At 66.4% G+C, this 14,408-nt stretch carries 11 protein-coding genes; 6 read left to right on the forward strand and 5 right to left on the reverse strand.

From position 1 onward, the window contains the following. Positions 1 to 6 precede the first annotated feature (6 nt). Positions 7 to 1,152: a glycoside hydrolase family 68 protein gene (locus POM99_RS18085; RefSeq protein WP_277279957.1), complete on the forward strand. Its 1,146-nt coding sequence runs from the start codon at positions 7 to 9 to the stop codon at positions 1,150 to 1,152. Positions 1,153 to 1,274: 122 nt separating this feature from the next. On the opposite strand, the gene POM99_RS18090 is transcribed toward POM99_RS18085, so the two are convergent. Next, positions 1,275 to 2,309 (reverse strand): LacI family DNA-binding transcriptional regulator, encoded by a 1,035-nt coding sequence (locus POM99_RS18090; RefSeq protein ID WP_277279958.1) that lies wholly within the window; start codon positions 2,307 to 2,309, stop codon positions 1,275 to 1,277. A gap of 226 nt (positions 2,310 to 2,535) precedes the next feature. Here POM99_RS18090 and POM99_RS18095 point away from each other — a divergent pair, with 226 nt between their 5' ends. The 3 genes from POM99_RS18095 (at position 2,536) to POM99_RS22430 (ending at position 8,139) form a co-directional block, all read left to right on the forward strand. Continuing rightward, entirely contained in the window at positions 2,536 to 5,046 is a 2,511-nt protein-coding gene (locus POM99_RS18095; RefSeq protein ID WP_277279959.1) for a TonB-dependent receptor domain-containing protein, read from the forward strand. Between the two features lie 162 nt (positions 5,047 to 5,208). Further along, positions 5,209 to 6,717, forward strand: a complete 1,509-nt coding sequence (locus POM99_RS18100; RefSeq protein ID WP_277279961.1) for a tryptophan halogenase family protein — start codon at positions 5,209 to 5,211, stop codon at positions 6,715 to 6,717. A 6-nt stretch (positions 6,718 to 6,723) separates the two neighbouring features. After that, entirely contained in the window at positions 6,724 to 8,139 is a 1,416-nt protein-coding gene (locus POM99_RS22430; RefSeq protein WP_277279963.1) for a putative 2OG-Fe(II) oxygenase, read from the forward strand. On the opposite strand, the gene POM99_RS18110 is transcribed toward POM99_RS22430, so the two are convergent. Beyond that, positions 8,078 to 8,992, reverse strand: coding sequence for an ROK family protein (locus POM99_RS18110; RefSeq protein ID WP_277279964.1), 915 nt, complete (start codon positions 8,990 to 8,992; stop codon positions 8,078 to 8,080). The genes POM99_RS22430 and POM99_RS18110 overlap by 62 nt on opposite strands. 236 nt (positions 8,993 to 9,228) lie before the next feature. Between POM99_RS18110 and POM99_RS18115 the strand changes: the two genes are divergently transcribed. Next, positions 9,229 to 10,050, forward strand: coding sequence for a DUF815 domain-containing protein (locus POM99_RS18115; RefSeq protein ID WP_277279966.1), 822 nt, complete (start codon positions 9,229 to 9,231; stop codon positions 10,048 to 10,050). Positions 10,051 to 10,218: 168 nt separating this feature from the next. Then, on the forward strand, positions 10,219 to 11,229 hold the full coding sequence (locus POM99_RS18120) for a LacI family DNA-binding transcriptional regulator (protein WP_277279967.1): 1,011 nt from the start codon (positions 10,219 to 10,221) through the stop codon (positions 11,227 to 11,229). 53 nt (positions 11,230 to 11,282) lie between these two features. Here POM99_RS18120 and POM99_RS18125 read toward each other — a convergent pair whose 3' ends face one another. Genes POM99_RS18125 through POM99_RS18135 form a run of 3 tightly spaced genes read right to left on the reverse strand, consistent with a single transcriptional unit; the run spans position 11,283 to position 14,312 of the window. Continuing rightward, positions 11,283 to 12,065 (reverse strand): enoyl-CoA hydratase/isomerase family protein, encoded by a 783-nt coding sequence (locus POM99_RS18125; protein ID WP_277279968.1) that lies wholly within the window; start codon positions 12,063 to 12,065, stop codon positions 11,283 to 11,285. Further along, positions 12,062 to 13,135, reverse strand: a complete 1,074-nt coding sequence (locus POM99_RS18130; RefSeq protein ID WP_277279969.1) for a phosphotransferase family protein — start codon at positions 13,133 to 13,135, stop codon at positions 12,062 to 12,064. Before POM99_RS18130 ends, POM99_RS18125 begins: the two co-directional genes overlap by 4 nt. Then, positions 13,128 to 14,312 carry an acyl-CoA dehydrogenase family protein gene (locus POM99_RS18135; RefSeq protein WP_277279970.1) on the reverse strand — a complete coding sequence of 395 codons (1,185 nt, stop codon included), beginning with the start codon at positions 14,310 to 14,312 and terminating at the stop codon, positions 13,128 to 13,130. The genes POM99_RS18130 and POM99_RS18135 overlap by 8 nt, the downstream gene beginning before the upstream one ends. Between the last annotated feature and the right edge of the window lie 96 nt (positions 14,313 to 14,408).

Raw genomic sequence — 14,408 nt, forward strand, 5'->3', positions numbered from 1 at the left:
GTTCCGATGACCGTCCAAACACCTGCGCCCAGCCTGCCCGCCTTTGATCCCGCGCGTATCAGTCGCTGGCGGCCGACCGCGTTCGACCATCGTCCCGAACTGCCGCTGATCACCGCGGCAGACGTGCATCCCCTCGTGCCCGCGCTCGACGTGTGGGATTGCTGGCCGCTGATGCACGAAGATGGCCGAACCGTTGATCACCACCGCCGGCAGTGGTGGTTCTTCCTCAGCGCGCCGCAGTTTCCCGATCCGGTTGACCGCCACGTCCAGGCGCGCATCCGTCTGATCTCGCGCGGGGATGATGGCTGGCGCGATCATGGCAATGCCCTGCCCGATGGCCTCAACCCCGGCACACGCGAATGGGCGGGCAGCGCCGTGCTGCGCGACGACGGCCAGACCGTCCACCTGTTCTACACCGTCGCCGGCCGCCGCGAAGGGCCCTACTCGGTCGAGCAGCGCCTGTTCGTGTGCAACGGCGTGCTCGGTGCGGAAGGACCGGGCAACTGGCAGGCGCCCGAGGAAATCGTGGCGGCAGACAACATCCGCTACATTCTCGATCGGCAGGAAAACCCCGATGGCGCCCCCGGCACGATCAAGGGCTTCCGCGATCCGGCGTGGTTCCGCGATCCCGCAACCGGCACCGCGCATATCCTGTTCACAGGCAGCGCGGCGTGGAGCGATGACCCGCACAATGGCGTGGTCGGCCTCGCCACCTTCACCGATGGCCGCTGGCAGCTTGAAGACCCGCTGATCGATGCGGTGGGCGTGAACAACGAACTGGAACGGCCGGTCGTCGTCCATCGTGGCGGGCGCTATTACCTGTTTTGGTCAACCCAGCGCCACACCTTCTCGCCCAGATCGCCCGCCGGGCCCAACGGCATCTATGGTGCGGTGGCGGATGCGCTGCGCGGGCCATGGCGCCCGGTCAACGGCAATGGCCTCGTCGTGGCCAACCCGGCGTCCGAACCGCGCCAGACCTACAGCTGGTGGGTGACGGGCGAGGACGAAGTGTGGAGCTTCATCGACTACTGGGGGCTGGAAGGACGCGATCCTGCCAGCGATCCCGCGCTGCTGCGCGGCCGCTTCGGCGGCACGGTGGCCCCCGCCTTCCGCCTCGTCTATGATGGAGACCGCGTGACCGCGATCGCCTGATCCAAACCCGCAGGATTCCTGCCCTGCGATGGCGGCGTTCTGGCGGTTCCCGGCAAGGAGCATACCGAAGGGGTGCTGCCGGTCATCGTCATGGGTCGGCAACCGTACAGGTAGCTATGGGATCAGGCGCTTTCGCGGATCACAAGCTCGGGTTTCAATACCTGCGAAGGGGCAGCCTCGCCCTCGATCCGCGCCATCAGCGCCTTCACGATCAGGTGCGCGCCTTCGGCCACCTTCTGGTTGACGGTGGTCAGCGGTGGCGAGGTCTGCGTGGCGATGGCCAGATTGTCGAAGCCGACCACGGCCACGTCCTCTGGCACGCGCAGGCCCGCGTCGCGCAGGATGCGGATGCAGACCATCGCCATCACGTCTGACGAACAGAACACGCCATCCACTTCGCGCCCATGCCGCGCAACGAACTCGGCGATCTGTGCGGGCATCTCGTCCTGTGACAGCGAGACCTCGTAAGGCTGCAGCGACACTCCCGCCACTGCGCCGCTGGTGGCCAGCGCGCCCACCAGGCGGTCCGCGATCTCCGGCGCGCGCACATCGCCCAGGAACGCCAGCCTGCGCCGGCCCGTATCGATCAGTCGCCGCACCGCCAGTTCTCCGCCAAGCACGTTGTCCGCGCCCACGGTGCAGTGCGCATAACCCGCCTTGCCCCACACCACCACTGGCAGGTGCCGCCGCGCCACGCGGTCGATCGCTTCCAGCTGGTTGGACTGACCAACCACGATGGTGCCGTCGAGCATGCCCGAATCGACGATCCGCTCCAGCCAGTCCGCATCATCGGGCACCACGCGCTTCAGCATGATGTCGTGCCCGGTTTCGGTCAGTTCGTCGGCCAGCGCGCCGAACATCGTCATGAAGAACGGGTCGGACACGTGCTGGCGGCTGGCATGACCCAGCGGAATCACCACCCCGATCAGTCCGGTACGCTGCGTGCGCAGCCGGCTGGCCATCTGGTTCAGGCGAAAGCCGTGTTCGCTGGCCAGCGCCTTGATCCGCTCACGCGTCGCCTCGCTCAGCGCGCCCTTCCCGGTCAGCGCGCGTGAAACCGTTCCGGGGGAGACCCCGGCCAGTTCGGCCAGTTCAATGATGTTGCGAATCCGGCGCGGTGTTCCCGCTGTCTCGGATGTCAGTGGATCGGCGTTCATTAGACCACCTTACGAATCGTACGGAGCGGCGCAAGCAGACGATTGCAACCTTTATCGGCGACCATTCCTTTCATTCCGCTTGAGATGGCCCGGAATCTGCCGCTTTCAGCATGGTTGACGCCCCAAGCAAACCTTTGCAATTTGTGTTTGCAAACGTTTGTGGAGCAGCCTATAGAGGACGTCACCAAGCCCATTGTAAGGGGCGGGTTCCATGGGGGAGTGTTCTATGAGGTTTCCAGCCTTCGCTGCGTCCGTTTCCGTTTTCGCGCTGTCCGGCGCGCTGCTGGCCAGCCCGGCGCTGGCGCAGGATGCGGCAGCCGATGGTGCCGCCACCGACAATTCCGAAATCGTCGTGACCGCCGCTGCGGGTGACAAGTCGGCCCGCCTGTCCTCGATCTCGGTTTCGCAGATCTCGCAGGAAGCGGTCACCAACTTCACCCCGCGTTCGCAGGCCGAAGTGCTGCGCACCATCCCAGGCCTGAACGTGCAGGATACCGCCGGCCCGGGCGGCAACGCCAACATCGGCGTGCGCGGCATCCCTGTGTCCACCGGCGGTTCGGAATATGTCGGCCTGCAGGAAGACGGCCTGCCCGTTACCCTGTTCGGCGACATCCAGTTCGGCAACAACGACTACTGGGTGCGCTTTGACAACAACGTGGACCGCGTCGAAGCGGTGCGCGGCGGTTCGGCCTCCACCTTCTCCAGCCAGGCCCCCGGCGCGGTGATAAACTACGTGTCGAAGACCGGTGAGAAGGAAGGCGGCGAAGTCGGCATTTCCACCGCGCTCAACTATCGCGAGACCCGCCTCGATTTCGATTACGGCGGCAAGCTGAGCGACACCGTGCGCTTCCATGTCGGTGGCTTCGCCGTTACCGGCAACGGCCCCACGCACCTGCCCTACACCGCCCAGAAGGGCTATCAGATCAAGGGCAACATCACCAAGGATCTGGCCGACGGCAAGGGCTACATCCGCCTGAACTTCAAGCGGCTGGACGATCGCGAGCCGACCTTCACCTCGATGCCTGCGCTGGTCACCCTCTCGGGCAACAAGATCACCGGCTACAGCACGTTCAACGGTGTCGACGCGCGCAAATACGCCTCGTCCGGGATCTACAACCAGACCTTCCAGATCCTCGACGCCGATGGCAGCCTGCGCACGGTGAAGATGGAGGGCATCCACCCTGTCGCCACCTCGATCGGCGGTGAGTTCCATTACGAATTCAACGACAGCTTCAACGTAACCAACAAGGCGCGCTGGACCGACATGAGCGGCGTGTTCGCCAACCAGTGGACCGGCGAGCTCGACACCGCCTCGCTGATCGGCAAGACCGTCGGCGCCGCCTTCGGCACGCAGGCCGATGGCCGCACTATCGCGCAGATCCGCTATGCCGCCGGGCCCAAGGCCGGCCAGCTCTACACCTCGCCGTTCATCAGCAACAGCGCGCAGGCCTATACCACCATGCGCGATGTGGGCTCCTTCGCCAACGACCTGACCTTCAACGGCAAGTTCGCCGTGGGCGATGGCGCGAAGATCACCGCCCATGCCGGCTGGTTCTTCATGCGGCAGAACATCTCGATGGACTGGCGCATCAACAACGTCACGCAGTCGCTGGAATCGTCGGGCAACCCCGTGCCGCTCGACCTGTTCGATGCCGATGGCAACCAGCTTTCCGCCAACGGCCTGACCGGCTTCAACAACCAGTGGGGCGGATGCTGCGGCGGCCGGTCCTATGACGTGACCTACACCGACAACGCGCCCTACCTGCAGCTGGAAGGCCAGTTCGGCGGCCTGAACCTTGATGGCAGCGTGCGTTTTGACAGCGTGAAGGCCGAAGGCAACGCCTATGCCCCGGTCACCGGCGGCACCATCACCGTCACCGACGGCCTCGGCACCGCCACCCTGCCCACCTCTAACACCGGTTCCACCCCGGTGAACGTGCTGAACTACACCCGCAGCTACGCCAGCTGGTCGTTCGGCGCACTCTATGAAGTCTCGGGCAACACCAGCGTGTTCCTCCGCGTCAGCCGCGGCGGCCGCTTCAATGCCGATCGCATGCTGTACAACAACAACAACTTCACCGCCGATGGCCAGCTCACCACGGGTGGCCGCTATCTGTCGGTGAACTATGTCACGCAGCAGGAAGTCGGCCTCAAGCAGCGCGGCAGCATCGGCGGCAACGGGCGTTATCGCGCCGAAGTGACCGTCTATCGCGCGCAGGTGAAGGAGAGCAACTACGACTTCACCGCGCCGGCCCGCAATGAAAGCCCGTTCATCGACGCGATCTTCCATTCCTATGGCGTGGAAGCCTCCGGCAGCGTCAACGTCGGCGATTTCGGCCTGAACGGCTATGTGGTCTATACCCACGCCGAAAACGCCAAGACCGGCGCCACCCCGGTGGCCATGCCGCAGTGGACCTGGCTGGTCTCGCCCAGCTATGACATGGGCAAGGCCGCCTTGGGCCTTTCCGCCAGCGGCCAGTCGAACTTCAAGATCTCCGGCGGCTACACCGCGCCGGGCCGCACCTTCGTCAACGGCTATGTGAAGGTACGCCCCACCGATGCGCTGGAACTGGCGTTCAACGTGAACAACCTGTTCAACACCCTTGGCTATCGCGCCAACAACGGCAGCCTCGCGCTGGTCGGTCCCAGCGCCGGCTTGGCCGCGAACCAGGCGATCCTCGACAACAGCGCGATGCTCGGTCGTACGATGACGGCATCGGTCCGCTATCGCTTCTGACCGGCCATCCGCGACGGAGCCCGGCGGATCCCTCCTCCGCCCGGGCTCCGTTCCGGAAAAACCAGCCCTGTCATGGGGTCGCAAGGCAAAGGCGGGATCGGCACGGCGCCGTTCCCGCCTTTGCTGTTCCAAACTTCCGTTCTCCTGCTTATCGGTAACGCCATGGACCAGTCGCCCCACGCCATCCGTTCCATCCTGATCGTCGGCGGCGGCACTGCCGGGTGGATGACGGCTGCGGCGCTCGCCAACACGCTGCGCCAGGGCTGCACCATCACCCTGGTCGAATCCGAAGAGATCGGCACCGTCGGCGTGGGCGAGGCGACGATCCCGCCGATCCGCGCCTTCAACCAGACGCTGGGCATCGACGAGCGCGATTTCCTGCGCGAGACCAAGGGCTCGTTCAAGCTGGGCATCGAGTTCGTAAACTGGGGGCGGCAGGGCCACCGCTATTTCCACCCTTTCGGCCCCTATGGCCGCGCGTTCGATACCGTGGGCCTGCATCATTATTGGCTGCGCGCGCGCGAACAGGGTGAAACCGCGCCGCTGTGCGATCATTCCATGGCCTGGGCCATGGCCAGGCAGAACCGCTTCGCCCCGCCCTCGCCCGATCCGCGCAGCGTGCTGTCCACCTTCGACTATGCCTATCACTTCGATGCCGGGCTCTATGCCCGCTTCCTGCGCAGTTATGCCGAAGCGCGCGGCGTTTTGCGCGTTGAGGGCAAGGTGGCGGCCGTGCGCCAGCATTGGGAAACCGGCTTCGTCACCGGGGTGACGCTCGAAGACGGGCGCGATCTCGATGCCGACCTGTTCGTCGATTGCTCGGGCTTTCGTGGGCTGCTGATCGAAGGCGCGCTGAAGGCCGGGTATCAGGACTGGACCCACTGGCTGCCCTGTGACCGCGCCGCGGCCATGTCCTGCGAAAACGCTGGCCCCCTCACCCCATATACCCGCAGCACCGCGCAGGAAGCCGGCTGGCAATGGCGCATCCCGCTGCAGCACCGCACCGGCAATGGCTATGTCTATTGCAGCCAGTTCCTGTCTGATGACGACGCGGCGACCAGGCTGAGCCAGCGCCTCGATGGCAAGGCCTTGGGTGATCCGCGCCCGCTGCGCTTCGTCACCGGCCGCCGCAACAGCTTCTGGACCAAGAACGTCGTCGCCATCGGCCTGTCCAGCGGGTTCATGGAACCGCTCGAATCCACCTCGATCCACCTGATCCAGGCCGGCATCGCCAAGCTGATCGCCCTGTTCCCCGATCGCAGCTTCGATCCCTTGGTGATCGAGGAATACAACCGCATCGCGGTGAACGAGTTCGAGCGCATCCGCGATTTCCTGATCCTGCACTACAAGCTGACCGAGCGCAGCGACAGCGAGCTGTGGCGCTATTGCGCGGCCATGGACATTCCCGACACGCTCGCCACCAAGATCGAGCATTTCCGCCGCAACGGCCGCCTGATCCAGCGCGATGCCGATCTGTTCGGCCCGCCCAGCTGGCTTGCCGTCCACATCGGCCAGTTCAACACACCCCGGGGCAACGATCCGCTGATCGACTATCGCGGCGTGGACGGGCGCGAATGGCTGGGCAAGCTGCGCGCCGCGATGCAGGCAGAAGCCGCCCGCCTGCCAACCCACGAGGATTTCATCACCCAGGCCATCGGGTCCAGGGGCTGAGGGAGCGTGCCTGAGGACGCTTCCGTCTGGCTCGCCCGCGCCATCGCAGCGCGGCAGATGCAGGAGATGGAAAGCGCGCTCGAGGCCATCGGCAGGGCCGCCGCACTCGCTCCCACCGATGCGCAGGTGGCGCTGGGCCATGCGCAATTGCGCTTCGAGGCGGGGCTCCCCGCCACCGTCCTTTTCCAGCGCGCCGCCGCACTCGCGCCGGATCGGCCAGAGGTTCAGCGCAGCCTTGCCCTGGCCATGGCGGCAGAAGGTGATGCCGCTGGCGGCGAAGCATTGCTGGACGCGGTGGTGACGGCCAACCCGCTCTGGCTCGATGGCCATCGCGCGCTCGCCAACCTGCGCACCGCCGCAGGCCAGCCCGATTTCGCCCGCAGCCTCGCCCGTGCCGCAGCCGCGCATCCCGGCCAGCCCGGCCTGCGCCATGCCTGGTTCCACACCCTCTGCACCGCGCGCCGCTGGGATGAGGCGCGGCAGGTGCTGGATCAGGCAGAGCATGATCTTGGCGAAAGCCGCGCCACCCGCCTTGCCCGTGCCTATTGGCGCAGCGAATCCGGCGAAGGCGCAAACGACCCTGCCCTGTTCGATCTGCTTGAGGACGAGCAGGACACCGGCCTCGATCTTGCCCGCGTGCGGCATTTCCTGCGCGGCGGGCAGGTGCAACGCGCACGCGACGTGGCGCTGCGCCATCGCGGGCAGCCGACAATGGGCGTGTTCTGGCCCTACCTCTCGCTGGCATGGCGGCTGCTCGGCGATGCACAGGCACACTGGCTGGATCGCGACATGGCCTTCGTGTGCGCCTATGACGTCGGCCTCACCGCTGCCGACCTCGCCGACCTTGCCACCCTGCTGCGCACGCTCCACACCGCGCAGGCGCCGTGGCATGAACAGTCGGTGCGCGGCGGCACCCAGACCGAACGCCCGCTGCTCCTCCGCCTGGACCCGGTGATCCGCAAGACCCGCATAGCCATCGAAGCGGTCGCGAACCGCTACATCGCCGCGCTGCCCCCGCCCGATCCGCAGCATCCCCTGCTCGCCGCCCCGCGCGAACAGTTCCTGTTTGCGGGCAGCTGGTCGGTGCGGCTGCGCCCGAACGGCTTTCACGCCGCGCATACCCATCCGATGGGCTGGATCAGCTCCGCGCTCTACGTCACCGTGCCGCCAGAGCGGCAGCGCGGCCCCGCGCCCGCCGGGCATCTGCAGTTCGGCACGCCCCCGCCCGAACTCGGCCTGGCGCTGTCATCCTATGGCGCGGTGGAGCCTGCGCCCGGCACGCTGGCGCTGTTCCCTTCCACCATGTGGCACGGCACCGCCCCATTCGCGGACGGCGAACGCATGACCATCGCCTTCGATGTCATCCCTGCCGCAGCGCGCCGATCCCCAAGATCTTCTGGCCCAGCGCAATCGCCCCGGTGATCCCGGCATCGTCGCCCAACCCCGGCAGCACGATGTAGCGCTCCAGCCCGGCATCGAGCCGCGGGTGTTTTACATACCCTCCCAGCTTCGCCTCGGTCTGCCGCCGCACCGCCTCGATCAGGCCCGGCGCCTTCATCACCCCGCCGCCGAAGATCAGCCGGTCGGGCATGTGCAGCAGCACCAGCGTGGCCGCCAGATGCGCGATATAGCCCGCCACCAGTTCCACTTCCGCCGTGCCCAGCTGGTCCAGGCTCCTGCCCCAGCGCTTCTCAATGGCAGGCCCGCAGGCCAGCCCTTCCAAGCAATCCCCGTGGTAGGGACACGCCCCCCCAAATGGATCGGCGGCGCGGTCATGCGGCGGCAGGATGTGCCCGCTCTCGTAATGGGAAAAGCCCAGCAGCGAACGGCCCCGGTTGACCACGCCGGTACCGATGCCGGTACCCACCGTGGTATAGGCCACGGTATCGCACCCCTGCCCCGCCCCCGCCATCCATTCGCCCATCGCAGCGCCGTTCACATCGGTGTCCACCACGATCGGCGCGCCAAAGCGGCCCAGCACGTCATGAAACCGCGCCCCGGCCCAGCCCGGCTTGGGCGTGGTGGTAAAGGTGCCATAGGCGGGCGATGCCGGATCGATGTCGATCGGGCCAAAGCTCGCCACGCCGAACGCATCGATGCGCCCGTGCGCGTCCTGCGCCGCGTCAAAGAACGCAGCCATCGCCGGAAAACAGGTTGCCGGCGTCTCGGTGGCAATGCGCTCGCGCATCAGGATCGTCCCGTCCTCACGCGCCAGCGCCAGCACGAACTTGGTGCCCCCGGCCTCCACCGCCCCGATCAACCGCCCCTGCGTCATACGTCCTCGCATCCTCCGGCCTGCGTTCCAGGCTTCAACGCACGATGTCCAACATCGCCGCCGTTGTTCGTCCTAATACCCCACAACAGGCCTCTTGCAAACGTTTGTGCGGGCCGGTTCCTGCCCGTTTTCGCAAAGCACGAACGGGGCCGTGGATCGCCCGCAGGGCGGGCCAGAGGGCTATCCCGCGCCCCGTTCCTTGACACCACCCCGCCCCGCATGCTGCAGCCCGGCGCATGACCGACCAGACTGATCCGCTCGCCCGCCTTGCCGCCGCGCTTGAACGGCTCGCTCCGCCTGCCGCTGCCGAAGCAGACTGGGGCGCGCATCCCGCCTATGTCGTTTCCGGCGGCCGGGTGCGAGGAATCGCGCGGCTCGATGCGCCGGCGCTGCCCCTGATGCAGGGGATCGATGCGCAGAAGGCGCTGGTGGTTGAAAATGTCGCCCGCCTGGCTCGCGGGGCCGCGGCGCATGACATGCTGCTGTGGGGATCGCGCGGCATGGGCAAATCGGCGCTGCTGCGCGCCGCGGTGCGCGCGGCGCAGGCCGAACGGCCCGGCTCGATCGCGCTGGTACAGGCCTCGCCCGATGCCGCGCTGGCCGATCTGTTTCATGATCTCGGGCAGGTCGACCGGCGTTTCCTCGTCTTCCTCGATGATCTCGGCTTCGACGCTGGTGATGCCGCCGCCGCCCGTGCGCTGCGCTCATGGCTGGAAGGCGGGGTTGAGGCGCGGCCCGCCAACGTGCGCCTTGCCGTTACCTCCAATCGCCGCGCCATCGTTGAACGGCACGCCGCGGAACAGGATGATCCGATCAACCCGCGCGATGCGGTGGATGATCGGCTGGCGCTGGCCGATCGCTTTGGCCTGTCGATCGGCTTCCACAACTGCTCGCAGGATGATTACCTGGCGATCATCGCCGGCTATGCCACGCACTTCGGACTGACCTTCGATGAAGGCGATGCGCTGGAATGGTCCAAGCGGCGCGGCGGGCGGTCTGGCCGGGTCGCCTGGCAATACGTCAATGAGCTGGCGGGCCGCGCCGGGATGGCCATTTGATCCGAACCCGATTGCGATAAAAACCGCTTTCGTTCATCCTGTTGGTGCATCAACCAATTTTCGTGTTACGTCCATTTTGATTGGCAATCCGTCACCCGCAAAAGCGCAAAGCCTTGCAGGGAAGAAGGCGACGCCAGGATAGGGCAAAGGCAGAGGGTTGCAGGGGTGATGGAGGGGCAAAAGACCACGGTGCGCAGCATTGCGGACCTGGCGCGCATGGCGGGGGTTTCGGTTTCCACCGTGTCGCGCGCGTTGACCGGCAAGGGCACCCTGAACCAGTCGACGCGGGATCGAATCCGCGCGCTGGCCGATCAATACGATTTCAAGCTGAACGTGGCAGCGCAGAACCTGCGGCTGGGCCGCACCGGCGCCATCGCCGTCCTGCTGCCACTGGGCCACGAACGCGGCCAGCATCTGTCGGATCCCTTTTTCAGCGCCATGCTGGGCTATCTGGCGGATATGCTGGCTGACCGCGGCTATGACCTGCTGCTCAGCCGCGTACTGCCCAGTGGAGAGGACTGGCTGGAAAACTTCGTCCGTTCGGGCCGTACCGACGGCGTGATCGTGATTGGTCAGTCCGATCAGGGCGCGGTGCTCAACCGTACTGCCGCCGGATACCGCCCGATGGTGGTGTGGGGCGCCTTCGATGCCACCAATGCCTATACCAGCGTGGGGACGGACAACGCCGCCGGTGGCGTTCTGGCGGCGCAGCACCTGCTGTCCCGGGGGCGGCGGCATCTGGTATGGTTCGGAAATCCCGAAGCCCCTGAATTTGCCGCGCGCCAGGCGGGTTTTCTCTCCGCCCTGCCTGACGAGGTGCGCCGCAACACCTCGATCGTCCCGATCCCGCTGACCCCCGATCCCGCCTTCGAAGCCGCAAGCGCCTATTTCGCCGCCGGCAACCGGCCGGACGGGGCCTTTGCCGCGTCCGATATCGTGGCGATGAACGTCGCCGCCGCCGCTGCGGAACACGGCATTTCCGTGCCGCGTGACCTTTCGCTGATCGGCTTCGACGATATCCTGCTGGCGCGGATCGCCACGCCGCCGCTCACCACCGTGCGGCAGGATATCGAAGCCGGCGCAAGGGCGCTGGTCGATCTGCTGATGCGCCGCATCGCGGGCGAGGAGACGCAGTCGGTCCAGTTCCCGCCTACGCTGGTAGAGCGGGAATCGGCGTAAGTTGAGACCGACTGAGAGGGGGCTGAAACGCCTTGAGAGCGGTTGAGACCGCCTCAAACGCCCCTGAAGTCGGGCTTGCGCTTGCCCAGGAACGCAGCCACGCCTTCCTTGCCCTCAGGCCCGGCCCCCGCACTGGCGATCGTCTGGCTTTCCAGGTCAAGATGCACCGCCAGGCTGTGCGTCTGCCCTTCCGCCAGCAGCCAGCGTGCGGCGCCCAGTGCGCGCATGGGCGCATCGGACAGCTTCGCCGCCAGCGCCGCAGCTTCCGCCGCCAGACTTTCGGCCGCAACCGCGCGGGTGATGAGGCCGAGCGTCACCGCCTCGGCAGCGGAAACCCGCCGGTTGGTCAGGATCATCTCCTGCGCCACCCGCATTCCCACCAGCCGCGGCAGGGTCCAGCTCATGCCGCCGTCGGGCGTCAGGCCGATCGCGGTATAGGCGGCGGTGAAGTGCGCCGCCTCGCTCGCCAGCACGACGTCGCCCGCTGCGGCAAGGCTCAGGCCCGCACCGGCGGCGGGGCCATTCACCACGACTATCAAGGGCTTGGCCATGGCGGCCAGCACCAGCACGGATTCGTGCAGCTTGTCCGCCAGCGCCTTCAGGAACTGTCCCGCCTGATCGCCCGCGGCCGAGAACGCGGCGATGTCACCCCCCACGCAGAACATCCGGCCCGCGCCGGTCAGCACCACGCAACGCACCGTGGGGTCGGCCGAAACCGCCTCGCTCGCAGCCAGCAGTTCTTCGGCCAATGGCATGTCGATGCCGTTGCCCTGTTCCGGGCGATTGAGCGTGATCGTGGCGACGCCATTGTCGATCGCGAGCAGGACATTGGTCATCGGCATTTCTCCATCGCTTCCCGCGCGAGTGCAACGATACGGGGCAGTGCCTGGGCACGTTCCCTGGCCTGCGCATTGGTGGCCGTGCCGCGCTCGACACGCCCCTTGATGCCATGGAAAATGGCTGCGAGGCGGAAGAAGTTGAACGCGAGGTAGAAATCCCAGTTGGGGATGCCGTCCCGCCCCGTGCGGGCGCAGTAGGCGGCGATGTACTCTGCCTCGGTCGGCAGGCCGAGCGGCACCGGGTCCGCCCCGCCCAGCCCCGCCACGATATCGGCCGGCATGCGATACATCATCGCGTGATAGGCAAAGTCCGCCAGCGGGTGGCCCAGCGTGGATAGCTCCCAGTCCAGCACCGCCAGCACGCGCGGCTCGGTGGGGTGGAAGATCATGTTGTCGCAGCGGAAATCGCCGTGGACGATCGTGGTCTCGTCACCCTCGGGGATCGCGGTGGGCAGCCATTCCACCAGCGCGTCCATGTCGGGCAGCCGGCCCGCCAGCTCGTCTTCCAGATACTGGCGGCTCCAGCGGCCGATCTGGCGCGCGAAGTAATTGCCCGGCTTGCCATAATCGCCGAGGCCCGCAGCGACATGATCGACCGAATGCAGCGCCGCGATCACGCGGTTCATCTCGTCGAAATATGCGGCGCGCTCAGCCTTGGGCACTTCGGTAAAGGCCGCGTCCCAGATGATCCGGCCTTCGACCATGTCCATTACATAGAACGGACTGCCGATCACCCCTTCGTCCTCGCACACCGCAAAGATCCGCGCCACGGGGACGGCACTGCCGGCCAGGCCCTGCTGTACGCGGGCTTCGCGCAGCACGTCGTGCGCGCCCTTCACCAGCTGCCCCGGCGGCTTGCGCCGCAGCACATAGCGCTGGCCCGGCGTGCTCAGGCGATAGGTCGGGTTGGATTGCCCGCCGTTGAACTGGTCGACGGTGAGCGGCCCGGCAAAGCCTTCGACGTTCGCGGCCATCCACCCGGCCAGCGCCGCCTCGTCAAAGGCGACGCGGACCTTGCCCGCACCCTTGTTGGCTTCGGCAATGTCCACCTTTGCAGTCTCAGGCATTGGCGTGCCTCCAGTCGCGGCGGATCTTCTTGGCAAGGCTCCACTTGTGGACCTCGGTCGGACCGTCATAGATGCGGAAGGCGCGGATTTCGCGGAACATGGTTTCAACGATGGTCTTGTCGGTCACCCCCGTGCCGCCCATCACCTGCACGCACTTGTCCGCCACCCGCATCAGCGCTTCGGACACGGCGACCTTGGTCATGCTGCTCTCCACCGTGCCCAATGAGCCGGTATCGAGAACCGAAGCGCACCAATCGATCATCAGTTCGGCCTGCTTCAGGTCAATCAGGTTCTCCGCCAGCATGAAGCCGACGCCCTCGTGGTCGATCAGCGGCTTGCCGAAGGCCATGCGCTTGCAGGCATAGTCGCTGGCGATTTCCTGCGCACGGATGCAGCCGCCCAGCCAGCGCATGCAGTGTGACAACCGCGCCGGGGAAAGGCGGATCTGCGCATACTTGAAGCCTTCGCCGGCATCGCCCAGCATCTGGTCTGCGGGAATGCGCAGGTTGTCGATGCTGATTTCGGCATGGCTGCCGGGCATCGAGCTGTCGATCGTGTTGGGCACGCCGGTGATGGTGATCGCCGGATCGGGCAGGTCCACCAGGAACATGCAGGCGCCGCCCCGCGTATCCGGGTCTTCCGACTTGGCCATGATGATGCCCACCTTGGCGCCCTCGGCCCCGGTGATGAAGCACTTCTTGCCGTTGACCACCCAGTGGTTGCCATCGCGGCGGCAGGTGGTGATCATCATCGAAGGGTCGGCGCCCGCACCATTGAGTTCGGCCGGCTCGGTCATGAAGAAGGCCGAACGCGCCTCGCCCGAGACGAGCGGCTTCAGGAAGCGCTCCTTGAGTTCCGGGCTGCCGACATGGCCGATCAGGTACATGTTGCCTTCGTCAGGCGCCTGGGTGTTGCAGGCCAGCATGCCCAGCGGGGTCAGGCCCGACTTGATCAGGATCACCGCGGTTTCGCGCTGGTTGAAGTGGCTGCCATCGGCGCGGATGTGCGGGGTGAGCACCCCGGCCTCACGCGCAAGCGCGCGCAGTTCCATGACGAGTTCATCGGTCGGCGCGCCGTGGTGGTCGCGGCGCGGATCGCCTTCATAGGGAAACACCGTTTCCCGCACGAATGCCTCCACCCGTGCCGCCATGTCCAGCGCTTCGCTGCTGATCGTCATTCAAACCCCTCCTGAATGCCACGCGCGCGATCCTGCGCGCGAATCTCTCACGTTCTGTTGCGAGGCCGCGCGTAATTGAAAACTATTGATTCCGCC

This window comes from Novosphingobium cyanobacteriorum, from assembly GCF_029436685.1.
In the GTDB taxonomy this organism is placed as follows: Bacteria; Pseudomonadota; Alphaproteobacteria; order Sphingomonadales; family Sphingomonadaceae; genus Novosphingobium; species Novosphingobium cyanobacteriorum.